Annotated in this window: 22 protein-coding genes; 11 read left to right on the forward strand and 11 right to left on the reverse strand. The window is 44.0% G+C overall.

The genetic code is table 11. The annotated features are described in order from the left end of the window. Window positions 1–29 precede the first annotated feature (29 nt). The 4 genes from FSB76_RS17150 to FSB76_RS17165 are packed head-to-tail and all read right to left on the reverse strand — an operon-like array spanning window position 30 to window position 3,887. A complete protein-coding gene (locus FSB76_RS17150; protein WP_147055410.1) occupies window positions 30–797 on the reverse strand; it encodes a TatD family hydrolase in 768 nt (255 codons plus the stop codon). Between the two features lie 48 nt (window positions 798–845). Further along, window positions 846–1,826, reverse strand: a complete 981-nt coding sequence (locus FSB76_RS17155; protein WP_147055412.1) for an FKBP-type peptidyl-prolyl cis-trans isomerase — start codon at window positions 1,824–1,826, stop codon at window positions 846–848. Between the two features lie 56 nt (window positions 1,827–1,882). Next, the gene (locus tag FSB76_RS17160) at window positions 1,883–2,875 is read right to left on the reverse strand and encodes an FKBP-type peptidyl-prolyl cis-trans isomerase (protein WP_147055414.1); all 993 of its coding nucleotides are present in this window, start codon (window positions 2,873–2,875) and stop codon (window positions 1,883–1,885) included. 1 nt (window position 2,876) lies between these two features. Beyond that, complete coding sequence (locus FSB76_RS17165; RefSeq protein WP_147055416.1) at window positions 2,877–3,887, reverse strand: DHH family phosphoesterase; 1,011 nt, start codon at window positions 3,885–3,887, stop codon at window positions 2,877–2,879. Between the two features lie 201 nt (window positions 3,888–4,088). Between FSB76_RS17165 and FSB76_RS17170 the strand changes: the two genes are divergently transcribed. After that, a complete protein-coding gene (locus FSB76_RS17170) occupies window positions 4,089–4,508 on the forward strand; it encodes a nucleoside-diphosphate kinase (RefSeq protein WP_147055418.1) in 420 nt (139 codons plus the stop codon). A 453-nt stretch (window positions 4,509–4,961) separates the two neighbouring features. Here FSB76_RS17170 and FSB76_RS17175 read toward each other — a convergent pair whose 3' ends face one another. Together FSB76_RS17175 and recF are read right to left on the reverse strand one after the other, a co-directional pair. After that, window positions 4,962–5,252, reverse strand: coding sequence for a DUF721 domain-containing protein (locus FSB76_RS17175; RefSeq protein ID WP_147055420.1), 291 nt, complete (start codon window positions 5,250–5,252; stop codon window positions 4,962–4,964). Then, window positions 5,245–6,345, reverse strand: a complete 1,101-nt coding sequence (gene recF / locus FSB76_RS17180) for a DNA replication/repair protein RecF (RefSeq protein WP_147055422.1) — start codon at window positions 6,343–6,345, stop codon at window positions 5,245–5,247. Before recF ends, FSB76_RS17175 begins: the two co-directional genes overlap by 8 nt. A 237-nt stretch (window positions 6,346–6,582) precedes the next feature. Between recF and FSB76_RS17185 the strand changes: the two genes are divergently transcribed. Both FSB76_RS17185 and FSB76_RS17190 read left to right on the forward strand, forming a co-directional pair. After that, the gene (locus FSB76_RS17185) at window positions 6,583–7,395 is read left to right on the forward strand and encodes a DUF3108 domain-containing protein (protein ID WP_147055424.1); all 813 of its coding nucleotides are present in this window, start codon (window positions 6,583–6,585) and stop codon (window positions 7,393–7,395) included. Window positions 7,396–7,499: 104 nt separating this feature from the next. After that, complete coding sequence (locus FSB76_RS17190; protein ID WP_147055426.1) at window positions 7,500–8,030, forward strand: hypothetical protein; 531 nt, start codon at window positions 7,500–7,502, stop codon at window positions 8,028–8,030. 8 nt (window positions 8,031–8,038) lie between these two features. On the opposite strand, the gene FSB76_RS17195 is transcribed toward FSB76_RS17190, so the two are convergent. Together FSB76_RS17195 and FSB76_RS17200 are read right to left on the reverse strand one after the other, a co-directional pair. Beyond that, window positions 8,039–8,503, reverse strand: a complete 465-nt coding sequence (locus tag FSB76_RS17195) for an SMI1/KNR4 family protein (RefSeq protein WP_147055428.1) — start codon at window positions 8,501–8,503, stop codon at window positions 8,039–8,041. Between the two features lie 75 nt (window positions 8,504–8,578). Further along, window positions 8,579–10,063, reverse strand: a complete 1,485-nt coding sequence (locus FSB76_RS17200) for an aldehyde dehydrogenase (NADP(+)) (RefSeq protein WP_147055430.1) — start codon at window positions 10,061–10,063, stop codon at window positions 8,579–8,581. Window positions 10,064–10,497: 434 nt separating this feature from the next. On the opposite strand from FSB76_RS17200, the gene FSB76_RS17205 reads away from it, so the two are divergent. The 4 genes from FSB76_RS17205 to FSB76_RS17220 all read left to right on the forward strand — a co-directional run bounded on the left by FSB76_RS17205 (window position 10,498) and on the right by FSB76_RS17220 (window position 15,743). After that, window positions 10,498–10,830: a hypothetical protein gene (locus FSB76_RS17205; RefSeq protein ID WP_147055432.1), complete on the forward strand. Its 333-nt coding sequence runs from the start codon at window positions 10,498–10,500 to the stop codon at window positions 10,828–10,830. Between the two features lie 361 nt (window positions 10,831–11,191). Next, the gene (locus tag FSB76_RS17210) at window positions 11,192–11,533 is read left to right on the forward strand and encodes a winged helix-turn-helix domain-containing protein (protein WP_147055434.1); all 342 of its coding nucleotides are present in this window, start codon (window positions 11,192–11,194) and stop codon (window positions 11,531–11,533) included. Window positions 11,534–11,623: 90 nt separating this feature from the next. Then, window positions 11,624–14,212, forward strand: coding sequence for a TonB-dependent receptor (locus FSB76_RS17215; protein ID WP_192910084.1), 2,589 nt, complete (start codon window positions 11,624–11,626; stop codon window positions 14,210–14,212). Window positions 14,213–14,501: 289 nt separating this feature from the next. Then, window positions 14,502–15,743, forward strand: a complete 1,242-nt coding sequence (locus FSB76_RS17220; RefSeq protein ID WP_147055436.1) for a YdcF family protein — start codon at window positions 14,502–14,504, stop codon at window positions 15,741–15,743. A 42-nt stretch (window positions 15,744–15,785) separates the two neighbouring features. Here FSB76_RS17220 and FSB76_RS17225 read toward each other — a convergent pair whose 3' ends face one another. Together FSB76_RS17225 and FSB76_RS17230 are read right to left on the reverse strand one after the other, a co-directional pair. After that, complete coding sequence (locus FSB76_RS17225) at window positions 15,786–17,018, reverse strand: DEAD/DEAH box helicase (RefSeq protein ID WP_192910085.1); 1,233 nt, start codon at window positions 17,016–17,018, stop codon at window positions 15,786–15,788. A 168-nt stretch (window positions 17,019–17,186) separates the two neighbouring features. Next, a complete protein-coding gene (locus FSB76_RS17230) occupies window positions 17,187–17,615 on the reverse strand; it encodes a CBS domain-containing protein (protein ID WP_090640676.1) in 429 nt (142 codons plus the stop codon). Between the two features lie 486 nt (window positions 17,616–18,101). Here FSB76_RS17230 and FSB76_RS17235 point away from each other — a divergent pair, with 486 nt between their 5' ends. The 4 genes from FSB76_RS17235 (at window position 18,102) to FSB76_RS17250 (ending at window position 22,690) form a co-directional block, all read left to right on the forward strand. Then, window positions 18,102–19,157, forward strand: coding sequence for a hypothetical protein (locus FSB76_RS17235; RefSeq protein WP_147055438.1), 1,056 nt, complete (start codon window positions 18,102–18,104; stop codon window positions 19,155–19,157). A 346-nt stretch (window positions 19,158–19,503) separates the two neighbouring features. Then, on the forward strand, window positions 19,504–20,166 hold the full coding sequence (locus FSB76_RS17240) for a 3-keto-disaccharide hydrolase (RefSeq protein WP_147055440.1): 663 nt from the start codon (window positions 19,504–19,506) through the stop codon (window positions 20,164–20,166). A 126-nt stretch (window positions 20,167–20,292) separates the two neighbouring features. Further along, entirely contained in the window at window positions 20,293–22,029 is a 1,737-nt protein-coding gene (locus FSB76_RS17245; RefSeq protein WP_147055442.1) for a GMC oxidoreductase, read from the forward strand. Window positions 22,030–22,051: 22 nt separating this feature from the next. Beyond that, window positions 22,052–22,690 (forward strand): gluconate 2-dehydrogenase subunit 3 family protein, encoded by a 639-nt coding sequence (locus FSB76_RS17250; RefSeq protein ID WP_147055444.1) that lies wholly within the window; start codon window positions 22,052–22,054, stop codon window positions 22,688–22,690. Between the two features lie 82 nt (window positions 22,691–22,772). Here FSB76_RS17250 and FSB76_RS17255 read toward each other — a convergent pair whose 3' ends face one another. Continuing rightward, window positions 22,773–25,166, reverse strand: coding sequence for an ABC transporter permease (locus FSB76_RS17255; protein WP_147055446.1), 2,394 nt, complete (start codon window positions 25,164–25,166; stop codon window positions 22,773–22,775). Window positions 25,167–25,168: the final 2 nt, after the last annotated feature.

The following is a 25,168-nucleotide window of genomic DNA, read 5'->3' on the forward strand; positions in this document are numbered from 1 at the left end:
GGTTTTATGCTGTATAAATCATTCAATTACTATATACCAAATATCAGCCTGGAGTTTTCGGTTGTAACACGCGCAACCTCCTCCACACTGGTTTGGTGCAGGTCCGCCACTTTTTGGGCAATATAAATCAAGTACGAGCTTTCATTAGGTTTACCCCGGAACGGAACGGGCGTAAGGTACGGAGAATCTGTTTCTAAAACTATATGGTTTAAATCAATTTCGGCCACAACTTTGTCAAGCCCGGAATTTTTATAGGTAACAACTCCGCCTATACCCAGGTGAAATCCCAAATCAATCACCTGTTGGGCCTGCTCTACAGTGCCACCAAAACAATGGAATATCCCTCGTAGTTTGTCATCATTTTCCTGCTGTAATACTTCGTAAACCTCATCATAGGCATCGCGGCAATGAATTACGATGGGCAGATCAAGACTTTTAGCCCAGTTAATCTGCTGTTTGAAGGCTTTAACCTGTTCGGTTAAAAAAGCCTTGTCCCAATACAGGTCGATGCCAATTTCGCCTATGGCGTAAATTGGATGTTGCCCTTGCGCTGCTTTAATGGCTGCCAGTTCCTGCTCCCAATCTGCCTTTACCGAGCAGGGGTGCAGGCCCAGCATAGGGTAGCATAAACCGGGATAAGCCTGTAACAGGTCATAAACCAGCGGCACCGATGCCGCATCTACATTGGGCAAAAACAGGCGGCTGATATCATTGTCGATACAACGCTGCACAAGGGCAGCGCGTTTAACGGGAATAGTTTCGTAGTATAAATGGGTATGGGTGTCTGTTAATACCATGTTGCAAAAGTAAAAAGCCTCCCCGGTTTATCGGGAAGGCTTTTAAGCTTAATTTTTCTTTTTAGCTACAGTTGTTTTTTTCCTGACCGTGTGCTTAACGCCTGGCCTGGCGGCAACGGGTACATGTTTGCCTGGTTTTACCTTTACAATTTCAACGTCAAACACGAGGGTTGCGTAGGGCGGAATTGCGCCATTACCCATACCTTGCTCGCCATAGCCCAATTTTGACGGGATAATAAATTTGGCTTTTGAACCCTCATGCAATAGGGCAAGGCCTTCTTCCCAGCCTGGTATTACGGCGTGTGCGCCTAAAACCACCGGTATAGGCTCATAAGGACGGCCTGGTTGCTCAACACCTGCTGCTTTGGCGTTTGCCTGTACGCTGGTGTCAAATAGCTGTCCGTTTAGTAAATAGCCAGTATAATTAACCATTACTGTATCGCCATCCAATGGCTTGCGCAGGGCAGACGCCTTGGTTATAATATACTTTAAGCCTGACGCTGTTGTAACCGGGCTTAATTTATTTGCTGTAACGTAGGTGTTGGTTTCAGTGGCTTCCTGTGATTTCATCTTTTCGATAGCCGCTGTACGTTCGGCCATAGCTTCCTGTAACGATTGTACTTTGATAATTTTCAGGATAAATACCAGCTTGCTGCCTTTAGGGAAAAACGGCGGACGCGCCTCTTCATGTCCTTTAAAAATCGAGTCGGTAGGTACTTTCACCATTGCGCTGTCATTCAGGGCCAGCAGCGGGAAGATATCCATCAAATCGGCTACATTTTGCGATGGACGGATTTGAGCCGGTTGAGGCTTGCCCGTTTTAAATGAGCTGTATAAAACCGAATCCTTATCTGTCATCTGGATATAATTAAAATAAACGATGTCATTCAGTTTAATTTTTTCGCCGGTGTTATGCGTAAATATCTGGTATTGGGCGCCGGCTGGCGTGGTTTGCATACCGGTTTGTGCATGGGCAGTTAGCGTAGCTATGCCAAACAGGGCCGTTAGTAGATAAAAAATGTTTTTCATAAAAATAAAAAAAGCCTTCCTGACGCTTGTCGGGAAGGCTGTAAAAGCGTTATAAATTATCTTTGAGTAGGTTGCGACTGGCTTGGCGCCTGTTGCATTTGCATTTGCGGCATAACCGGTTTTGGTGCATTTGGATTAGGTTTCACAATTTCAACCATTTCCATTTCGAAAATGATTGGTGTGAATGGGCCGATAGGGCCAACACCCTGATCTCGGTAAGCAATAGCCGAAGGGATAACCAAGGTAATTTTTGAACCTTTATTCATCAATTGCAAACCTTCGTCCCAACCTGGTATAACTTTACCCTGGCCAACCGGGATACGGAGAGGTGCAAACGGGCGACCTGGTTCAATGGGTTGTTTTTCTTTTATAGCTACTTCTTTAACGCTGGTTTCAAATATTTTACCATTTGGAAGCCTGCCTGTGTAATTAACAACAGCGGTATCGCCAACTGCGGGGGTTGGGCCTGTACCAGGTGTAGTAATAACGTAGTTTAAGCCCGATGCGGTAGTTGTAACTTTAAGGTTATGATCGGCAATATATTTTTTGATTTTGCCCGGCTCCTGAGCTTTCATCGCTTCGGTAAGAGTTTTTAAGTAATCCTGTACCCTGCCACGGAAAACCTGCTCAGTAAGTGAGCCTTTTGCCAATACTTTATTGACATTAACCTGGAATATTAAAAATTTGCCTTTCAGGTTTGGCGGACGCTGCTGGCCACCTTTAAATATCGAATCGGTTGGTACTTTAAAAGTAGCGCTGTCGCCTTCGCCCAGCAACTCAAGGCCGGCATAAATATCACCTTTAGCCTGTGGTTTAGGCATTGGCATAATGATGATAGGGTGCCCCATGTCGTAAGTATTGCTCAAAACCGAATCTCCATCGGTTTTTACAATCATATTTACGCTCACAAAGTCGCCGTCTTTGATATGTGTACCGCCTTTAGATGTGTGGATGTTATAAAGCAACCCAGCATCTCCTTTTTTAAAGCCTCCGTTGCAACTTGAAAATCCAATTGCAGCAATGGCCAGGAACATTAATTTTTGTTTCATTTTATTGATTTAATAGTTTTTTATATTCGGGTAAAATGGTTTTGAATTGTTGTACAACCTGTTCAAGGGTATTACTTGAATGGCCGCCGGCCGCATTGCGGTGACCGCCGCCATCAAAATATTTTTTGCAAATTTCGTTTGCCGGAAATTCACCTTTTGACCGTAACGAAAGTTTTACCCTGTCGCTGCGTTCAACTATAAAAGCAGCCAGTTTTATATCGGCCATTGATAGCGCATAGTTTACAATGCCTTCGGTATCGCCGGTATCAACATCGTATTTATGTAAATCGGTATTATTAACGGCAATAATGGCGGTATGGTATTCGGGCAGCACCTCAAGGCAATTTGCAAGGCAATGTCCTAAAAATCTTAACCGGTTTTCGGTTGCACTATTGTATACCAGTTCGTGAATACGCCAGTTAACCGCGCCCAGGTCAATCAAATCGGCAACAATGCGGTGTACGGTTGATGTGGTATTGGGCAGGCGGAAGGACGCCGAATCGGTCATGATGCCGGTGTATAAGCAGGTTGCCACATCGGCATTAATCAATTCGCGATGGTGCAACTCGTTAACAATAAAATCATAAATAAGCTGGGCCGTTGCACAGGCATTAATATTCCAGTGGCGGTAGTCATCAAAGTCCTGCGGCTCCAGGTGATGATCTATCATGATTTTATAAGCCTTGCTTTCGCCTACTAAAACACCCATTTCATTGATGCGGCTTAATGCATTAAAATCAAGGCAAAATATAAGCTCTGCATCGGCAATTAACGCTGCCGATTTTTCGGCCTGCTCGGTATATATGACAACATCGCCATTACGGGGCAGCCAGCTTAAAAAAGCAGGATAATCTGTAGGGGCAATAACCGTGGCATGATGGCCTTGCTGTATCAAATAATTATACAAACCTAATGACGAGCCCATAGCATCACCATCAGGTTTATGATGGGTAGTGATCACTATTTTTCTGGGGCTTGCTAAAAGTTCTGTAAGCGCGGCTAAATCTAACATCAATTTTAAAAAAGAGTTGCAAAGCTAAATAAATAAATTAAATACAAACCATCTATTTTAACACAAAAAGCTTTATCTTACAGATGTAAAAAGCTACTTTTGCGGCAAAATTTAAATATAAAGCAACCATTGACGGTCGGGGCAAGCAACCGGCAGTCCACTTTATCACATTTCAATTACAACCAAAAAATAATTAATATAATGACCACAAACAGAACTTTTACCATGATTAAGCCAGATGCCGTTGCAAACGGACATATTGGTGCTATAATAGATAAGATAACCAAAAGCGGTTTTAAAATAATAGCCCTTAAATACACAGCTTTAAGCGCCGAAAAGGCCGGCCAGTTTTATGAAGTGCATAAAGAGCGCCCCTTTTATAATGCCCTGGTAACATTTATGTCGTCGGGACCAATAGTTGCGGCCATTTTGGAAAAAGACAACGCTATTGAAGATTTTCGTAAACTAATTGGTGCTACTGATCCTGCTAAGGCCGAGGAAGGTACTATCCGTAACCTGTTTGCTAAATCAATTGATGCCAATGCTGTTCATGGATCCGATTCGGACGAGAATGCAGCAATTGAAGGCAGCTTCTTTTTCTCGGCGTTCGAGAAATTTTAATAATCAAATATTTAGGGATGTAATACAAACGTTACATCCCTGAATATTTATGGTGCGGGTTTTGTGTTGTTAAATATAAATTTGTAAGTTTACAAAACGGGGTTGAATTTTTTGTTAACCTAAACTGTGCTATAAACCGGGACAAAATCCCAATAATTCATTTGGATATGAAACTGTTTTTGAAGGTTGTTATATATGCGCTAATTGTTGTATGCTTATGTACATGCACAATATTGCTTTATAAAAGCCACCCCGAAGTTCAATTAGCCTTTGTTATCCCGGGTTTGTTTATTTTAATATATTCCATGATTACCGATGATCTGGGCATCAGGCAACATATCCGCGCACGTCAGCTTCGCATTTCAAGGGAAAGGTAATATTCAGTTTGTGGCATTTGTTTGATACATTTATTACCCGGTTTCCCCAATCAGGGTATTTTTTTGCAAGCAAGTATTACAGAAATACAATCTCTTCAACTAACACCCCTTTTGCTTCGGCATTAATTTTATCTATGATCTGGCTGCGCATCAGCATCAATTCGTGTTTTATTACCGACGATTCAATCCGCAGGAACAATTTTTTATCGCGTATAAATAATTCCTTGGTACGGTTTGCTACCGATTTGCCAACCAACTCGGGCCATGCCGCAACCACCCCGGTTTCATCATAGCGGCGCTTTATTTTGTATACATTAAGCATTTGCTCAATGGCCTCTTTTAATGATTTGTCGTTTGTTTTACGCATCGATAGCTCCTTTGCTCACATTAAATAATTTAACCTCCACAGCAATTTTATCAAATATTTCACTTACCCGCTTTATGCTGGTGTCGGTAATAAATACCTGTCCAAAATCATTGTTGCTCACCATCTTCATTAGTTTGGTAACACGTTCGTCATCCAGCTTGTCAAAAATATCATCCAGTAGTAGCAGGGGCTTAAATCCCTTCTGCTGGTATAAAAAAGTATACTGTGCCAGTTTAAGTGCTATCAAAAAAGATTTTTGCTGGCCCTGAGATCCGAATTTTTTCATGGCCATGCCGTGGATACCAAATTGAAGGTCGTCTTTGTGGATACCGGCAGTAGTACGTTCAAGAGCCCTGTCGCGCTCCACCGTTTTTTTCAGCAAGCCGGCAAAATCGTCCTGCAATAACTGCGACTCATAAGCCAATTCAACCAGTTCGGCATCGTCGCTTAAAAAGCTGTAGTGTTTATTAAAAATTTCGGTAAAGCCTTCCATAAAGGCCTTGCGGCGTTCAAATATGCGGTTGCCCGACTGTACCAGCTGCTCATCCATTACCTCCAGCAGGCTTGGGTCGTACCGGCCGGTATCAGCTATCAGCTTCAGCAGGGCGTTACGGTTGGCCAGTACCTTGTTGTAGGTTATCAGCTCATCAAGGTAATGGTTATCTGTTTGCGATATTACATTATCAATAAACTTGCGGCGCTCCTCGCTTCCTTCGGTTATAATACTGGTATCGTACGGCGATATCATGACCAATGGCAGCAGGCCAATATGGTCGGCCAGGCGCTGGTAATCTTTTTTATTACGCTTAAACTGCTTTTTTTGGTTCCGTTTTACCGAGCAGGCCACGGCTTCGGTTTGCTGGTTTTTGTTAAAAACACCGGTTATAATAAAAAAATCGGTGCCTTGTTTTATCTGCTGACTATCTATAGGGTTAAAGTAACTTTTACAAAGCGACAGGTAATGTATAGCATCAAGCAAATTGGTTTTGCCCGCACCGTTGTTACCCGTAAAGGCATTAACACCCTTGCTGAAAACAAGTTCGGCCTCCTCGTAATTTTTAAAATTGATAACTGATAGCTGCTGCAGATACATGGGGTTGTAAAGGTAAGGTTTTTGGTTGGATGGGATTGATTTGAGGATTTGAAAATTTGAAAATGGCTGATAGCGCTGTACGTTTGCCAAATGACACCTAACGATTTATTGAACAAAAAGGCAAACACGTTAAAAATAAAACTGCAACCGTTGAAATGATTTTTATTGCCCGAACCCAAAAAGCAGCTTTGGTTATATAAATAGAATTAAAAACCCTTACCGGCACAATAAATTACCATGAAAACCGAACATATAATTGAAAAAATAATAGCCATTACGCTTACTTTACTATTACTGGCCGCGCATTGCCCCAGGGCAATGGCCCAAACAGATACTATTCGCTTAAAAGATAAACGCCTCATTTTAGCCAACCTTAAACCCGGACTGCGACAATACCTGGTGTATTTTCAAAACCCGAAAGATGATAGGCGTTTGCGCATGTCTGTCTGGCTGCGCGATGTAGAAACCGGTAATCGTAACGGCGAGGAGATTATTTCCGTAACCCAGCATTGGTATGCAGCCGACAGCGCATCGTACCGGTCGACATTCTCGGCAAACAGGGCATCAGATTTTACGCCGGTTTATCATTCGGAAACTATAGGCACAAAAACCAAAGCTTTTAATTGGGCCGCTGCCCAAATTACCGGTGCCGATACCGTGAAAAATAACCTGGCGAAGGATTTTTTGTTAAATGTTAAAGAGCCTTATTTTAACTGGAACCTGGATATAGAAACTTTTGAAATGTTGCCCCTTGCAGCCGGCAAAACATTTGCCATCAATTTTTACGATGCAGTGAGCAACACCCCCGAATACGCGGTTTACAAAGTAACCGGCAGCGAAGAGCTGGCCACATTGGACAATGAAAAAGTTGACTGCTGGAAGCTGCTTACCGAAGCCGATTATAAGGGGCAGCACTATACCCAAACTTTTTGGATAAGCAAAAACAGCCATGAGTTTTTGCGGGAAGAAGATTTTTTTAGCGGAGGCTATCGCTATAAAATTAAACTGCCAGGTGCTGCGCCTGATGTGGTAAAACGGTTTGGGAAGTAATTGGCCGATCGGCCAACAATATTGAGGCAGTAACAGTGGTTTTTTGCAAATGGCTATTAAACCTTTTAGGGCTATTATAGTCAAATCCGGAAACCTGCTGCCTCATGAAAAAACTTATCCTCATCCTGTTATCAATAGCTTTTACCGGCAATGTATTTGCCCAACAAACAGCAATATTTAACACCAACGACCTTGCAGTTTATAATGCTGTAAAATCAAGTAAAGACAGTATCTATAATTTTACTTTTGTTTACGCGGATGGCAAGCTGGGTACCATAATTAAAAACGGTAAAATAGCTACCATAGTAAATCCCGATGGTACAAATACGGTAGTATCGCAAACCGGGCAAACAACTACTGCTACCAATTCAGATGGCACACATTCGTTGTGGATAGACAGTGGGCCAACCATCACTGTTGTTAATCCAAACGGTACACATTCTACAGTAATAAAAAATGGATCTTCCTCGACAATCGTAAATCCCGATGGAACACACACTACGATGATAGATAACGGCCAAACTTTGGTTATTGTAAATCCTGATGGTTCGCACTCAGTTGCAGTTAAAGCAGCCGGCAACACAACCATCGTAGTAAATCCTGATGGTTCGCATACGGTGGTAACAACGTCTTAGTATAAGTATCAATTTTGGAGTTTAATGATTTTGTCTCGCCAATCATACAATCCCCCTGTTTCAAATACGCCACCGGTAAGAAAACGCCTCAAAAATTCGGTAAAAGAATTGGTTAAAATTATATCGCCTTTATAAGGGTATGTAATTGAATAGCGATTATGATCATCTGGCTCAACCTTCAGTCCCCACATATCGCAATAGGTAAGGTATTCGGCAAAATGCAATTCGTTTCCATCGCGCCGGTCGGTTATAATTTCATTCAGATCAATTATTCTAAATTGATCCTCCTCAGATATAAAACCGTCTGCGAATTCATAAAACTGCCGGATGTCGTCCGGTAATTTTATGTTGTAGGCATTTTCTACAGCTTCTATCTGATTTTTGCTTGCTCCCTTATTGAGGGTTATATCGGTATCATCTAAATTGGTTTTCAGATAATTGATAACATCGGTGATAGAGTTGAAAAGAAGCATGTATGATGACCCAAAATAATCAAATAATATTAAGCCATAGCGATTTTTTGAATTAATCGCTATGGCTTAATTGTTCTATTTCTTCCACTCATTATCTACCAGCCTCCAAATTCCCAAAGGATTGGCGTTTTGCAGTGCCAAAGGCAATAAGCCGTCGGGGCAGTTTTGGTAGCATACCGGGCGCACCCAGCGTTTTACGGCGTTGGTGCCTACTGCTGTAAAGCGGCTATCGGTAGTGGCCGGGAAAGGGCCGCCATGAACCATGCTATGGCAAACTTCAACCCCGGTTGGTACGCCGTTAAACAATACGCGGCCGGCAATTGACGGCAGTAATTGTAATAAGGCTTTATGCGCTGCAAAATCCTCGTCGGTACCCATTACCGTGGTGGTTAACTGGCCCGATACCGATTTTAATACTTTAAGCAGTTCCTGCTCGTCTTTACAGTTTACCATCAGTGAATATGGCCCAAAAACCTCTTCGTGCAGTAATGGGTTGGCTAAAAATGTTTTGCCGCTTACCAGGGCAACAGTTGGTAAAGCCTCGATATCCTGTGCCTCTACAGCCGATTTTTGGATCACCTTAACACCATCCTGCGCTAACGCTTCGTGGCTCTTTTTTTGGTAAGCCGTGTGGATACCCGCATGTAGCATTTTGGCGGGCTTTATGGCTTCAATGCCTTTGCCAAGGCTGTCCAGGAAACTGTAAAGTCCGTCGCCTTCAATGGCCAGCATCAGGCCCGGGTTGGTACAAAACTGGCCCATGCCCAAAGTTATGGAACCGGCATATTGTGCGGCCAGGTCGGCAGCGTTTTTGTTGAGGGTATCTGGCAAAAATACAACCGGGTTTATGCTACCCATCTCCGAAAACACCGGGATAGGCTTTTTGCGTTGCGATGAGTATTGCAGCAATGCCAAACCGCCAACAGTTGATCCGGTAAAGCCAACTGCCGCTGTTTCATCGGCCTGCACCAAAGCTTTGCCACTTTCAAACGAGGTGCCGTGTACATGCTGAAAAATATGCCCGGGCATGTTGCTGCTTACAATGGCTTTTTTGATAGCGCTGTACACCATCTCAGAAGTTTCGGCATGGGCCGGGTGTGCTTTTACTACTACGGGGCAACCTGCGGCCAAAGCGCTGGCGGTATCGCCGCCTGCGGTTGAGTAAGCGAACGGAAAGTTACTTGCCCCAAAAACAACTACCGGCCCCAAAGGGGTAAGCATTTTACGAACATCGGGTTTAGGCAACGGCGCCCTGTCGGGATTAGCAGTATCAATACTGGCTTCAACCCAGCTGCCTTCGCGCAGCATGGTGGCAAACATGCGCAGCTGGCCTGTGGTGCGGGCGCGCTCGCCGGTTAAACGGGGAATAGGCAGGTTGGTTTCTTCGGATGCTTTTTGCAGCAAGCCATCGCCTAAAGCTTCAATTTCGGCAGCGATAGCCTCTAAAAAGACGCTTTTTTGCTCGATGCTGGTTTGCTGGTAAGCTTCAAATGCTGTTTGCGCTTGTTGCATTACCTGGGTTATTTCGTCAACGCTTGCTTCTTTAAAATTATTTGCCATGGCACATGTAAGTTTGAATGAACAACGGTTTGCACCGCATGTATGTTTAGGCAAATATATTTAAAGCGGGACAAAAGCGGTGGGTGTTTTCTAACTGGTACTAACAGTATTTTGTCGTTTTTCAGGAGTGATTAAAAGGTTTTTTTGTCGTTGTAGGTATTTTCTCGACCCCTGTTATTTTATCTATGAATCAGTGGAAACATAAACCAGGGCGGTGGAAATGCGTTTTTTTCCTGTTGGGGCGATTTGAATTACCCTTCATTTAATTAATATTTAATAAATGCGGTTTAATGATTAATTATGGCTATCTTTCAGCATTCCTTCCTTAATATATACTACATAACTTAGGCGTTGCCATTTTCTGATACGGTGATAGTTAAGCTTTAACATAATACCAGCCCCTAAGAGGCTGCAATACCGTAAAAAATAATCATATGACAGTTGCTGCCGAAAGATCTATTGAAACCGAAACCCGCATGTACATGTACGACCTGCTGAACACTGCTAAAGAATTTGGCTTTAAAGCCGAGGATAGCTGGGAATTGAGCATGGTAACCAATACCGACAGAATAAGGATTCAAAAAGATTATTACCCAACCATCGCCGCCAAAGTTGGCCCCGAAATTTTGCTACAAGTATTTCATACCGTAAAAACGCGTCTTAATCAAACGTTCAACAAAGAACCACAGAAAATTGATGAGCGCAACCCGCCGGTTGAAGACCTGAATTACCTGGTAGCCTTTAATCCGAAAAGGCCGAGGTCATAAAATTTACCTGAGCTTTGAGAGGCTGTGTTTAACATAGCTATCAAGATAACCTGATGCGTTTCCGTTAAAACGGCGAACGCATTTTTTGTACTTAAATTAGTAGCTAAAAAAATATCATGTAAACGTGTAAGGTATTAATGTTGTGCACGACTAATCTTTGGAAAATGGGTTGATTGGGGAACTGAGGGCGCTGTTTTACATCATATAAAATGTTGATAATTGACTATTTTATATGATAGTGTATTATTTAAACCATATGTTTGGCCTTTTTTTGTTGAAATTCTTAAAAATATCCCGGTAAATGGTCGTTTATTTGCGATAAATATTAATTATGTAAAAAATAAGTGTGTTTTGTAATTAAATGAGTGTGGAATTGAACTTAAACGGGCGAATCTGGTTTGAAACTCCGGATGGAAAGCTGCTTGGCCATGGCCGGGTTGAGTTACTGGAACGCATCCAGCAGTCAGGTTCTTTACGGCAGGCGGCTTTACAAATGAAAATGTCGTACAGGCAGGCATGGGATATTATTAATTACATGAACGAGCATTTTGGCACGCCGGTTGTCATTTCGCAACGGGGCGGTAAGGGCGGCGGCAGTGCGCAACTTACCGAAAAAGGGTTTAAAGCTATTGAGCAGTACAAACTTTTCCAGGCTAAGTTCAGGGAGTTTTTGAAGGATAATAGTCCGCTTATAGAAGTATAAATTACAGCATAGTAAACCGGTTTGCATAGCCGGTTTATTTTTTGATTATCGTTATATAAATAAAAACATATCGAAATTTAACCAAACAATATGAATAAACACTACGCCTTACTATCAATGATGTTACTTGCAGGGAGTACACTATTTGCCCAAAGCAATAAAAAAGCAAAAGATACTACCGCCAAAAGAAATGATACCACGCAAATTAAAAAGCAGGAGCTTGGGGAAGTTGTGGTATCCGCATCGCGCATCAGCGAAAATATTTTACGGTCGCCGGTAAGTATCGAGAAAATAACCGCCGCCGATTTCAGACGATCTGCCGCACCATCGTTTTTTGACGCGCTGGAAAATGTGAAAGGCGTACAACTGATAACCCCCAGCCTGGGCTTCAGGATCATCAATACCCGCGGCTTTGCCAATACTACCAACGTTCGTTTTACCCAACTGGTTGATGGGGTTGATAACCAGGCACCCCACATTGGCGCCCCAATTGGCGACGCCATGGGGCCGAGCGACCTGGATATTGAAAGTGTGGAGATCATCCCCGGCACGGCATCGGCATTATATGGCTTGAATGCCATCAACGGGCTGGCCAATTTTATCACCAAAGATCCTTTCACCAGCCAGGGCATCAGTATTCAGCAAAAAACAGGTATCAACCATATTGGCGATTCGGAGACATCTGCAAAGCTGTTTTCTGAAACCAGTTTCAGGCTGGCCAAGGCTATCTCCAAAAAGTTCGCCTTTAAAATAAACGGAACTTATACTACGGGATATGATTGGATTGCCGATAACCGCACCGATTTAAATGCTGCTGCCAACGCAAAATTAGGTATTGCCGGCGGCCCCGACAACCCCGGTTACGACCCGGTGAATGGCTATGGTAACGAATCATCCGACAGGAAAACCGTAACGCTTGGCGATAAACAATATTCCATTGCCCGCACCGGCTACGCCGAAAAAGATGTAACCAGTTACAACCTGCACAACGTAAAGGTTGATGTTGGCCTGGCTTATAAAATTAATGATAATACCCGCTTAACTTACACCTACCGTTTTGCCGACCTGGATAATATTTACCAGCGTGCCAACCGTTTTAGACTTTCGGGTTATGTTTTGCAGCAACACGCGCTTGAGCTGAAGAATAACATTTACCAGGTACGGGCCTACTGGACCAGCGAAAATACCGGCAAATCATACAACCTGCGTTCGGCCGGCGAAAATATCGACCGTAATTATAAAGATGATAATACCTGGTATGCCGATTTTACCAAAGGTTTTAATACCGCCACGTCCGCAGGTGCTACCGTGCCACAGGCTTTGCAACAGGCACGTCAGCTGGCCGACGCCGGCCGCTACCAGCCCGGAACTGCGGCATTTAAAGCTACGCTTGATAAACTGGCCGATATCAATAACTGGGATGTTGGCGCCGCATTGCGGGTTAAGGATGATATGTGGCATGCCGAAGGGCAGGTGGATATCTCAAACGCCATTTCATCAACGTTTAAAAAACAAACAGGTCTTGAACTGATGGCAGGTTTTGATCATCGCACCTACATCATCCACCCGGATGGTAACTATTTTATTAATTATGTAAAGGGCCAGGAATACAGCAATCTTGATTACAGCAAGACCGGCGGCTTCGCCCAGGTAGCCAAATCACTTTTTGATAATGAGTTAAAGCTGTCGGCTACCCTGCGCGCTGATAAAAACGACTACTTTAGCCTGAAACTGAACCCTCGTTTCACTGCTGTGTTTTCGCCTATACCAGAGCAAAATTTCCGGGTGTCGTTCCAGAGTGGTTATCGTTTCCCAAGTATTTTTGAGGCTTTTAGTAATGTAAACAGCGGTGGTGTAAAAAGGGTTGGTGGTTTAAGGGTGGTATCAAACGGGGTGTTTGAAAATTCCTATGTGCGTACGTCGATAGATGCTTTCCAGGCAGCAGTTAAAAATGATTTTAACGCGGGCATGTCAACCAGCGCGGCTATCGAAAAAGAAAAAGGTCTGCTTAAAAAGAATACCTATACCTACCTGCAGCCCGAGCACATCAACTCGTTTGAGGCAGGCTATAAGTCGTTGTTTTTTAATGGCGACCTGAGTGTGGATGCCGATTTTTACTACAACCGTTACAATAATTTTATAGGGCAGATTGAACTGAACGTACCCGGAACCACCAAGCCCGATTCAATCCCTTACTACCTGAACGACAAAACCAAACAAGCCCGTTACCGGGTATGGACAAACTCGCAAAGTGTGGTTTACAATATTGGCGGCAGCCTGGGTTTATCCTATCGCCTATGGCAAAAATATATTTTGACCGGAAATGTATCGTACGCCAAACTACAGCGCACCGCCAACGAGGATGCCCTGGAAGATGGTTTTAATACCCCGCAATGGATCACTAATTACTCTTTTGGCGGTAATCATGTTGTTGGCAATTTTGGCTTTAATGCCACCTATAAATGGCAAAGCGGTTTTTACTGGCAATCGTTTTTGGTTAATGGCAATGTAGCATCATACGGTACTATTGATGCCCAGGTCAATTACGATTTTGTAAAAACCGGCCTTAATGTAAAAGTTGGGGCCAGTAACCTTACCAATCAATATTACTATTCGTTTTTAGGCGGCCCGGCTATTGGCGGCTTTTATTATACAACGCTTACGCTGAATATAAAATAGGTTAGGGAGTGAAGTGAAATTCCATAATATTTGCTTAAACGCTGGTTAACGACTCACCCCGGCTACGCTGCGCTGGCCGATCCTCTCTACGGCTGCGCCGCATAGAGGGTAACCTCCATTTTTTTCACCCTCTTTGCGGCGTAGCCTCGACCGGGTGAGTCTTCGCCGCCATGCGATATGCGTCAAATTGCAGGCATTTTTTATTCAAGCTAAAACAAAGCGTGTATTTTATTGATTAACACTTTGTTTATCTAATTTTAATCCGAAACCTTGTTTCGCTGCATCCTGTATGAAGAAATTTCTGCTAATCCTTTTTGTAAGCCTTTGCTCCCCGCATGTTAATGCCCAAAATGCCAGCCAGCAATACCGGCTGATTGGGAAAAACTATACCGAGATCAAAAATTACTACCTGTTAAACCTGCTCCAAAACTATGCACCGGCCACTAAGCTTATTGGCAGCGATGCTATTTTGGCACGCATGGCACAGGCTAAGCTTAAAAATATACAGGATTCATTAAAGGCGAATAAGGGTTTTCGTAGCATTATACAACCGTTAAAATTTTCGGAGCAGGAAATAAAAACAGCCGGCGACAGGCTTTTTGCTTTATACAAACCTAATAATGCGTTGGGCCTGCTGGTTAAAAGCCATTTAATCCCTTCGGGCTGTTATATTAAATACGATTCGCTGGCGCCGGCCGCAATGCTGGTAAAAGCCTGGGAGCAGGATGCCCTGGCTATAAACCACACCATTGAGGTGTATGCCGAAGGTAAAAAGCCCAACTTCCCGGATGTGGATTCTATCAACTTTAATGTATACCGCAATACTTACCCCAGGTTAATTGCCGATGGGGCTACAGCCATTGTTAAAAAATGCAGCAGTACAAAGCTTTTTTATCTGCCATCGTTAAATTATGCCCTGCACAGTTTGGATATAAATGGCCGCAACGATGCCGCCAACGACGAACCTCTGGAGCAAAAGGCCAACAAAGCAGCTTACAACCGGCTAAAAACCATCAACTGGAAAAAATATCGATATACTTTGATCCTCGTGCCTGGTGAGGGACCCGATAAGCCAGGGGTATCCATAAGTAAGGGGAGTATTGAGCGCTGTAAAATAGCCGCCTTAAAATTTGCACAGGGTTTAACGCCGTTCATTATGGTGTCTGGTGGCAGGGTACACCCTTTTAAGACCCGGTTTGCCGAGGCCGAGGAAATGAAAAAGTACCTGGTTAATCAATTGAAAATTCCCGAAAATGGCATTTTTATCGAGCCCCAGGCACGCCATACTACCACCAACCTGCGCAATTGCGCACGGCTGATATTCAGGTACGGCATGCCTTTTAACAAGCCTTTTATCACATCGACCAATAAAATACAGAGCTATTATATCTCGTACATGGATAAGCGCTGCGTAGCCGACCTGGGCTACGTGCCATACTCCCTTGGAAGGCGATTATCAAATACCGAGCAGGAGTTTTACCCCAATATCGCATCGTTACAAATAAATCCGCTTGAGCCGCTGGATCCATAGGCCGAAGTCTTGAGTCCCAAGTTCTAAGTCTTAACTTTCGACTTAACCGTTATTCTTAGGCTTAGGTTTGTTTTTGTTAAAACGCCTGTTTGGCCTTTTGGGGTTTCGTTTATCGTCAGACTGGGCCGATTGTGGTGCAGGTTGTATAGCAGCTAACTCATCGGGCAAACCAACTACGCGGATAGCGCGATCCATCAGTTGCTCAATATTTTTTAATTTACGCTCGTCTCGGTGGTTTACAAAAGTGATAGCCGTGCCGGTTGTGGCGGCGCGTGCAGTACGGCCTATGCGGTGGATATAATCCTCCGGGTCGCCCGGAACATCGTAGTTAACCACCAGGTCGATACCCTCTACATCAATACCGCGCGAAAGCGCATCGGTACCAATAATAACCGGCAACTGCCTGTTTTTAAATTTCAGCAGGATTTCTTCACGCTCCTTTTGCTCCAGGTCGGAGTGGAAGGCCATGGCGTTGATTTTGGCTGCTTTCAGTTCTTTGTATAACGATTTTACAATCTCCTTACGGGATGCAAAAATGATAGTGCTTGTATAAGCGGCATCGCGCAGGATCAATTGCAGTAAAGGCGTTTTTTGCTGATCGTGCATCCGGTAGATCTGCTGATCGATACCTACCGCAGGCTGCGATATAGCAATATTGATTTGCTCCGGATCTTTCAAAATGGCCTTAGCTAATGAACGGATGCGCCCCGGCATGGTGGCCGAAAATAGCAGCGTTTGCCTGGTTTTAGGCAGGTAGCTGATGATTTTCATGATATCGTCGCTGAAGCCCATGTCCAACATGCGGTCGGCCTCATCCAATATCAGGTGGGTTAAGTGATTAAGCTTTAATACGCCCGATGTAAGGTGCGCAATAAGGCGGCCCGGCGTGGCAATAATAATGTTTACATTATTCTGGATGCCGCGGCGTTGCTGCTCGTAAGCCATACCATCGCCACCGCCAAATACGGCTATAGAACTAACGCCGGTAAAATAGGCCAGGCCTTCTACCTGCTGGTCTATCTGTTGGGCAAGCTCGCGGGTTGGCGCTAAAATAAGCACGCTGGTTTGGTGTTTGGCCGTACCGGTAATATGATTAAGGGTTGGCAATAAGTAGGCGCCGGTTTTACCGGTACCGGTTTGGGCGCAGGCAATAAGGTCTTTTCCCTGCATAATTGCGGGGATGGCCATTTCCTGTATGGGGGTAGGGGTGGTAAAACCCATACTCTCTATGCCTTCAAATAATTGCTCGTTGAAATTAAAATCCTGAAAAGTCACTATATCTTATAAGTAAATTATGCAAGGTATGAAAATTTAATTGGATATAGAGGTTTACAGCAAATCGATTAACACAAGGCGAACGCCTGCCCTACAATTGTGACGGACAGAATATCTATGGTGGTAATATTTGAATAAAATCCGAAATCGAAAATCTCAATTCCGATATCAGGAATGTATATACCCCCTCAGCTGCTCAATAGTTTCCTGTTGGCTTAGGATGGTTTCCTTCACCAAATCATTAATGGAAATGATACCACAAAGTTTATCGGCCATAAAAACGGGGAGGTAGCGGATGTTACTTTCGCTCATGATATGCATACAGGTTTCTATGGAGTTTTCGGGCACGATGCGGGGCAGACCGGTGCTCATAATCTCGCGCACCAGTGTTTCGTGGGATGATTTGCCTTTCAGGATCACCTTGCGGGCGTAATCACGCTCGGTAAGCAGGCCAAGGTATTCGCCGTCTTCGGTTATCACTACCGAGCCGATGTTTTTGGCGGCCATTAGTTCCAATGCTTCCAAAACAGATGTACCTGCATCAATGCTGATAGCACCGCCACCCTTACGGGCCAGTATGTTCGAAACTTTTATCATGATACTCAGGTTAAAATTAGGGATTGGCTTATAACCAAATATAACAATTCCCGATTAAAAGCAAATGGATTTTAAATTATATATATAAACAATTTAAGGGGTTAGCGGTAGGTTGAATAGTTTATAGTTAAATCCGCATCTCATTTAAAAGTGGTGCTGATTTACGATGAGATACACCTAATTGACGAAATAAAGTAAGCTTTTGCAACGAGATATAGATGTTTAAACGACTTTTTTATCTATGTCATTACCCCAAAGCAACCCTCAACTGTAATGCTACTGTAAAAACCGGAAGTAGTAATATGCCGTATTTGCACTTAAATGGGCATTTTGGCCAAGCTTTACCCTTTCCTGACACAGGCCCGTTTACTCAAAAATGATTAATAATTAATATTGTGGCATGGTATTTAACTATTGGATGCATCACATTAGTTAAGCCTTATTTTATTTAAACTTTATATCGGTCTATTCAAAAGCACTACTCCATTGAACAATTTTACCTTTACTAAGGCCCGGGCGAGCAAAGCTACTACAGCCTTTCAGCATAAATTAAAACGGGCTCCTTCAAAAATCATTTTCGGCCTTGTATTTGTACTTTTTCAAAGCATAACAGCCAGGGCTGCAACATTAAGCAGCGATACCAGCCGGCGGGCCGATTCGTTGCGTTTATCGCGCCATATTATTAACCACGCGTTTGATAACATATTTGAAGAAAACATGCGGCTTTCGCTGGCCGGTAATGAATATTTTCAGCCGGATAAAACCCAACTGGTTGCCGATCTTTCGCCAAATTTTATCCTGTTCAGTACACCCAAATCGCGTTTCTTTTTCGAGTTTACTTCAAGGGTAAAAATACGCTTGCTGGATACCCGCGACGCGCCTGTAAAATCGCCCAGCTATATGCCTAACGCCAATGTGTTTTACAGGCTAAATGAAGATACATACAGGCCAAAATTTTTATCGTTTGGCTATTCGCACCACTCCAACGGTGTTAGGGGACCATCGCTAAATAAGGACGGAACCTTTAATGTTGATAGCGGTAAGTTTACCACCAACTTTTACACCCTTACCTATTACACAGGTAAGCGGGTTGATAAGCCGGGGCTCACCATTAACCGTTACGATAACGTAGCGCTGGAGGTACACGCCGGATTGTTCAATCTGGGCCTTTCACAGGGTTTAAAAGATCATTACGGCTTTGTGCGTATTAACGGCAGCCGCATGTACAACTTTGTGAAGGCTTATGACGATCCGCTGGAGCAGGGCCGTAAAACCTACGAAAACTGGCAGCGCATTCAATTTGATTTTACCTATATAGCCGACAAGTACGATAACTACTCGACTTTTGATGTAAAAAAACGCCTGAACGTGAGTCTTAAATATTATTACTCGTTTCCATTTATGCAGGGAACAGCCTTTATGGTCGGCGCAGGCTACCGCGGCCAGGATGACTATAACCAAAGCTTCCAGGATAGTTATGGCTATGGCATGATAGGCATTGCCGCCAACTTATCATTCGGCTTTCACAAACACGCTGAGTAAGGTTGTGAGTTGTGAGTTGTGAGTAAAACGGCCGTTAAATTTGTCAAATTCGAAACGATCATTGATATAAAAACACAGTGACAGCGTTAGCCGTTGTAAACGCGCCTTTAAAACCATAATACATACAGCCGTTTGAGTTAGAAGATAACCTTGTTGACCTTTCAACCTGAAACACCCGTCACAACTCACCACTGGCAACTCCCCAACCTATCCATATTTTTACACACCTGTTTACAGCTGATTGTAATTTATTTTTCCGATAATCGTTTTAGCATTAACAAAAAGCAGATATATTTAGCCATCCAAACGGGTACTATATCTCCAGTTAAATTATAAAACACTATCGATGAAAAAGATCCTATTGAGCCTGATGGCTGTATCTGCCCTGCATTTTGCCGCATCGGCCCAAACTAAATCGTTATTTGACGGTAAAACAACAGCCGGCTGGCACACCTATTTAAAAACCGACACCAAAGCATGGAAAGTTGTTGACGGCGCCTTACAGCTTGATCCGAAAGCCGAAGACCAGGGCGACCTGGTTACTAACGACGAGTACGAAAATTACGAGTTAACACTGGAGTGGAATATTGAAAAAGGCGGCAACAGCGGAATAATTTTTGGTGTACATGAAGACCCTAAATTTGGCGCCACTTACCAAACCGGTATCGAAATGCAGGTTTTGGATAATAAAGATGCCGAAGACAATAAAAAAGCCAACCACCTTGCCGGTTCTCTATACGATATGAAAGCACCATCAGCCGATGTTGCAAAAGCTGCCGGCGAATGGAACAAAGTTAAATTACGCAAAAAAGACGGGCACCTTACCTTTTGGCTCAACGGCACCAAAATAGTTGATGTACAAATGGGCAGCGAGGAGTGGAAAACATTGCTTGCCAACAGCAAATTTAAAACCTGGGCCGATTTTGCCGCATATCCAAAAGGCCACATCGCTTTGCAGGATCATGGCCACGTGGTATCGTTCCGCAAAATATCAATTAAGCAACTATAATTTATTTACAAAGTATATTTTACGCATGGCGTTCAATATATTTATACCGATAATCCAATTTAAACTAATGCATGCCTGAAGCGTGAATTTTTCCTGTTTTAAAACAAAGGATATTTTTGAGATAATATGAGCGATCTACAAATTAAAAAATCATCTGAAACTTATGATGTAGTAATTGTTGGTTCGGGTGCAGGTGGCGGTATGGCTGGTTACGTATTGGCCAATGCCGGCATTAAAGTACTGATGCTGGAAGCCGGTGCCTACTTCGATCCGCAAAAAGACTCGGCCCAGTTAAAATGGCCGTGGGAGTCGCCGCGCCGTGGCGCCGGTACCACCCGCCCTTTTGGCGATTTTGACGCAGCTTTTGGTGGCTGGCAAATTGATGGTGAACCTTACACAACTAAAGACAAAACTGAATTTTTCTGGTTCCGCTCGCGTATGCTGGGTGGCCGTACCAATCACTGGGGTCGTATATCGTTACGTATGGGGCCAAAGGATTTCCAGGCAAAAGACGGCCTTACAGATGATTGGCCAATAACTTACGACGATGTAAAACCATACTACGATAAGGTTGACCGCATGATAGGTATTTACGGTACCAAAGAAGGCCTTGAAAACGAACCCGATGGTATTTACCTGCCCCCGCCAAAGCCAAGGCTTAATGAACTGTATATTGTAAAAGGGGCCAAAAAAGCCGGCGTTACCATTATCCCTGGCCGAGGTTCGGTTTTAACCGAAGCTTTGCCGGGTAATAAGGATCGTGGTGCTTGTTTCTTTTGCGGCCAGTGCGGCCGTAGCTGTAAAGTTTATGGCGATTTCTCGGCATCATCATGTTTGGTTATCCCGGCTGTTAAAACCGGCAACTTAAAAGTAATTACCAACGCAATGGTGCGCGAGGTGATAACCAATAGCGAAGGATTAGCCACAGGCGTATCGTACGTAAACCGCGAAGATTTGCAGGAGTACCAGGTAAACGCCAAAACAGTTATCCTTGGCGCCAGCGCGGGCGAATCGGCCCGTATCCTGCTTAATTCCAAATCGGCCCAGCATCCGGGTGGCTTGGCAAACAGCAGTGGTGTGGTTGGCCATTACCTGCATGATTCAACCGGTTCAAGTGCCGGCGGTTTCCTGCCCGAACTGATGGACCGCAAACGCTACAATGAAGATGGTGTGGGCAGTGTGCACATCTACTCGCCGTGGTGGCTTGATAATAAGAAACTTGATTTTCCGCGTGGCTACCACATCGAATATGGTGGCGGTATGCACATGCCATCATACGGCTTTGGCAGCGGCATCCAGAATATGAACGGGGCGGTACCGGGCCGCGATGGTAAAATGAAAGATGCGGGCGGCTATGGTGCATCGTTAAAAGACGATTACCGCCGTTTTTATGGTACCCAGTTTGGCATGGCCGGCCGTGGTACAGCTATTGCGCGTTACGATAACTATTGCGAGATTGACCCTAACGTAGTTGATAAATATGGTATCCCGGTATTGCGTTTCCATTACAAGTGGGCCGATGAAGAGATTAAGCAGGCCAAGCACATGCAGGAAACCTTCCAGGAAATTATGCATAATATGGGCGGCGCCATTTATGGCCCTCCTCAAGGCCCCGAAACCAATTATGGCCTGGAAGCACCAGGTAAAATTATACACGAAGTTGGAACCATCCGTATGGGTAACGATCCTAAAAAGTCGGCCCTGAATAAATGGTGCCAGGCGCATGATTGCAAAAACCTGTTTGTGGTTGATGCCGCGCCATTTGTACAACAAGGTGATAAAAACGCTACCTGGACAATCCTGGCCATGAGTATGCGTACTGCAGAATACATATTACAGCAACGAAAAGCACTAAACGTTTAACAAGTTAATCCAATAAAATATTATGAACAGACGTGATTCCCTTAAAGCATTAGGCTTTACCACACTTTCGGCAGGATTAATACTGGAAGCTTGTAAACCTGGTGCCCCAAAAACAGAAGAAACAGCCCCTGCGGCTACAGGAGCAGAGGCCGGCCGCCAGCCTTTTGAGGTTGAGCGCGATAAAAAGCTGAATGGCGATAAATTTTTTACAGCGGCAGAAATGGCTACCATTACCGTTTTGGGAGATATTATTATCCCAAAAGACGAAAAATCGGGCAGCGCATCAGATGCCAAAGTGCCTGATTTTATCGAGTTTATTGTGAAGGATATTCCCGATCATCAAACCCCTATGCGTGGCGGTTTGCGCTGGTTAGATTTGCAATGCCTTAACCGTTTTGGCAAGGTATTTACCGACTGTAGCCATGCACAGCAGATAGAGCTGGTAGATATGATAGCCTACCCCGCCAAAGCCAAACCAGAAATGGCCCAGGGTGTAGCCTTTTTTAACCGTATGCGCGATTTAACCGCATCGGGTTTTTATACTACCAAAATGGGTATTGATGATATTGGTTTTGCCGGCAACAACCCTAACAAATGGACCGGTGTACCTGATGATGTTCTAAAACACTACAATATGCAGGATGTAAAAGCCGGCGTATAACGCACAACAAAAAAGGAGCTGCAAAGCTCCTTTTTTGTTGTGCATGCATAATATTTCCTATCTTGACTCTTGATTCTTGCCTCTATTCCGACCTCAGGCTTTTCACCGGGTTCATCAGCGCGGCCTTAATACTTTGATAGCTTACCGTAAGCAGGGTAATCATGATTGATCCTAATGCAGTTGCGCCAAATATCCACCAGGAAAGGTCGGCGCGGTATTTATAATCCTGTAGCCAGCCGTGCATAAAGTAGTAGGCGGTTGGTATAGATATAAGCAGGGATATGGAGACCAGTACCACAAAATCTACCGACATTAAGCGCCACAGGCCAAACACCGATGCACCCAATACTTTGCGAACGCCAATTTCTTTAGTGCGCTGCTCGGCCATAAAGGATGCCATGCCAAATAAGCCCATACAACTGATAAAGATGGCCAAAAGGGTAAAGAAACCCGCCAGTTTACCTACGCGCTCTTCGTTGGCAAATTTTTGGGCGTACTGTTCGTCGGTAAATTTATATTCAAAGGGGCTGCCGGGAGCATATTGTTTCCAGGTAGTTTCTATTTTACCCAGCGTTTCATGCGGGCTTACTTTAGGGTTAATGCGGATGTTAATCATCCCGCCGCTGTTTTTTGTAAGATAGAAAACGGTAGGCTGTATTGGCTCGTAAGGCGATGACATCACCATATCCTTTACAACACCAATGATCTGGAATTTTTTATACCATTCCAGTGTTTCGCCTACCGGGTTTTTCAAATGCATAAATTTAACCGCTGCCTCGTTTACCACCATTGCCGATGAATCGGCTAAGTTGTTTTTGGCAAAGTCGCGGCCGTCTACTACCTTCCATAGCGCGGTTTTACCAAATTCCGCGCTTACGGCTATAGTTCCGAAATCGTCCTGTAGGGCAGGATCTTTATCGCGCCATTTAAAGCCGCTGTTATCAGAGTATATATCCGTTAGCGGACTGTCGGATTCAGACATATCAACAATAGCGCCCGATTGGATCAGGTCGTTCCGTACGGCATCAAAATGATTATGAATCTCGTCGGTACGCATATCAACCTGGATAAGCCCGGTACGGTCATATCCTACCGGGCGGTTCTTGGTATACTGTACCTGCCTGAAAACAATGACGGTACCAATAATAAGGGTAACCGAAACCGTGAACTGTAGCACCACCAATATTTTACGCGGCAGGGCAGCAAAACGGCCTGCCTTGAAAGTGCCCTTTAATACTTTTACCGGCTGGAATGATGACAGGTAAAAAGCCGGATAGCTACCCGCTATAATACCCGTAAAAATGCTAAAGCCAATACCCATAATCCAAAACAAGGGATTAAACCACGGTATCGCTACGGTTTTATCGGCAACCTGGTTAAACCACGGCAATATCAGTTGTACCAAAACCACCGCCAGGAAGAACGCGAAAACGGTTATCAACATCGATTCCATAAAAAACTGCCCGATTAGCTGGCTACGCAGCGAACCAACTGTTTTGCGGATGCCTACTTCTTTGGCCCGTTTCTCGCTACGGGCGGTGCTCAGGTTCATGAAATTGATACAAGCCAGCAGCAATACAAATACGCCGATAAGGCCAAACATCCAAACAAACTTAATATCGCCGCCGGTATTGATGCCATTTTTGAATTCAGAATACAGGTGCCATTTACTCATGGGATGTAGAAAGATGGCAGCTTTAAACGTTAAACCAATTTTGTCGTTATTAAGCTTCAAACCTTCCATTTTCAGGTTTTTTATCCTGGCAGATACCCGGTCCAAATCGGCATTAGGTTGTAGCTGCGCAAACAATTGCCAGGAGTTGTTACCCCATGTTACACGGGCCTGTTTAAGGTAAGGCTGATGGGTCATAAACTGATCCCAGGGTGCAATAAAGCCCAGTTCTTTAAAGCTGGTATTGTGAGGTAAATCCTCGTACACCCCTGTTACCTTCAGGTTCCATTGGTTATCTATTTTTATAGCCTTAAACATGGGGTCGGCGTTGCCAAAAATGGCTTTGGCCAATGATGCCGAAAGGATGATAGACGATTGATCTTTCAATGCCGATCGCGTGCCCTTGAGCATTTTGAGGGTAAGCAGGTTAGGCGCGTCGGCCTGCATGTATGAGCCTGCGTAGGATAGTTTTTTATCACCCGAGGCTATGATATGGTTAAAGTTCCAGGTAGATAACACCACATATTTAAAATCGCTTTTATACTCTTCGCCCAGTTTGTAACCTAATGGCAGGGGGATTGAGTTTTGTGTGCCTACCTCGCCGTTAAAGGTTTGGTGCTGCATTACCCGCACAATTCGGTTGTAGTTATCATGGTACTTATCGTATGATAACTCGTTCCAGATCCAAAGGCCTATCAGCACAGCAACAGCCATACCAACCGATAACCCGGTAACGTTGATAAAAGTATGCGCCTTATTTTTTATAAGGTTTCGCCAGGCGATTTTGATATAATTCTTAAACATGA

The organism is Mucilaginibacter ginsenosidivorax (genome assembly GCF_007971525.1).
In the GTDB taxonomy this organism is placed as follows: Bacteria; Bacteroidota; Bacteroidia; order Sphingobacteriales; family Sphingobacteriaceae; genus Mucilaginibacter; species Mucilaginibacter ginsenosidivorax.

What these genes read in the sequence shown, in the direction of transcription:
- FSB76_RS17230 (WP_090640676.1), bottom strand. Translation starts at nt 17,615, where the DNA reads ATGATAAAAGTTTCGAACATACTGGCCCGTAAGGGTGGCGGTGCTATC.
- FSB76_RS17185 (WP_147055424.1), top strand. Translation starts at nt 6,583, where the DNA reads ATGAAAACCGAACATATAATTGAAAAAATAATAGCCATTACGCTTACT.
- FSB76_RS17195 (WP_147055428.1), bottom strand. Translation starts at nt 8,503, where the DNA reads ATGCTTCTTTTCAACTCTATCACCGATGTTATCAATTATCTGAAAACC.
- FSB76_RS17205 (WP_147055432.1), top strand. Translation starts at nt 10,498, where the DNA reads ATGACAGTTGCTGCCGAAAGATCTATTGAAACCGAAACCCGCATGTAC.
- FSB76_RS17255 (WP_147055446.1), bottom strand. Translation starts at nt 25,166, where the DNA reads ATGTTTAAGAATTATATCAAAATCGCCTGGCGAAACCTTATAAAAAAT.
- FSB76_RS17215 (WP_192910084.1), top strand. Translation starts at nt 11,624, where the DNA reads ATGAATAAACACTACGCCTTACTATCAATGATGTTACTTGCAGGGAGT.
- FSB76_RS17200 (WP_147055430.1), bottom strand. Translation starts at nt 10,063, where the DNA reads ATGGCAAATAATTTTAAAGAAGCAAGCGTTGACGAAATAACCCAGGTA.
- FSB76_RS17150 (WP_147055410.1), bottom strand. Translation starts at nt 797, where the DNA reads ATGGTATTAACAGACACCCATACCCATTTATACTACGAAACTATTCCC.
- FSB76_RS17170 (WP_147055418.1), top strand. Translation starts at nt 4,089, where the DNA reads ATGACCACAAACAGAACTTTTACCATGATTAAGCCAGATGCCGTTGCA.
- FSB76_RS17220 (WP_147055436.1), top strand. Translation starts at nt 14,502, where the DNA reads ATGAAGAAATTTCTGCTAATCCTTTTTGTAAGCCTTTGCTCCCCGCAT.
- FSB76_RS17245 (WP_147055442.1), top strand. Translation starts at nt 20,293, where the DNA reads ATGAGCGATCTACAAATTAAAAAATCATCTGAAACTTATGATGTAGTA.
- FSB76_RS17175 (WP_147055420.1), bottom strand. Translation starts at nt 5,252, where the DNA reads ATGCGTAAAACAAACGACAAATCATTAAAAGAGGCCATTGAGCAAATG.
- FSB76_RS17190 (WP_147055426.1), top strand. Translation starts at nt 7,500, where the DNA reads ATGAAAAAACTTATCCTCATCCTGTTATCAATAGCTTTTACCGGCAAT.
- FSB76_RS17155 (WP_147055412.1), bottom strand. Translation starts at nt 1,826, where the DNA reads ATGAAAAACATTTTTTATCTACTAACGGCCCTGTTTGGCATAGCTACG.
- FSB76_RS17250 (WP_147055444.1), top strand. Translation starts at nt 22,052, where the DNA reads ATGAACAGACGTGATTCCCTTAAAGCATTAGGCTTTACCACACTTTCG.
- recF (WP_147055422.1), bottom strand. Translation starts at nt 6,345, where the DNA reads ATGTATCTGCAGCAGCTATCAGTTATCAATTTTAAAAATTACGAGGAG.
- FSB76_RS17165 (WP_147055416.1), bottom strand. Translation starts at nt 3,887, where the DNA reads ATGTTAGATTTAGCCGCGCTTACAGAACTTTTAGCAAGCCCCAGAAAA.
- FSB76_RS17160 (WP_147055414.1), bottom strand. Translation starts at nt 2,875, where the DNA reads ATGAAACAAAAATTAATGTTCCTGGCCATTGCTGCAATTGGATTTTCA.
- FSB76_RS17240 (WP_147055440.1), top strand. Translation starts at nt 19,504, where the DNA reads ATGAAAAAGATCCTATTGAGCCTGATGGCTGTATCTGCCCTGCATTTT.
- FSB76_RS17210 (WP_147055434.1), top strand. Translation starts at nt 11,192, where the DNA reads ATGAGTGTGGAATTGAACTTAAACGGGCGAATCTGGTTTGAAACTCCG.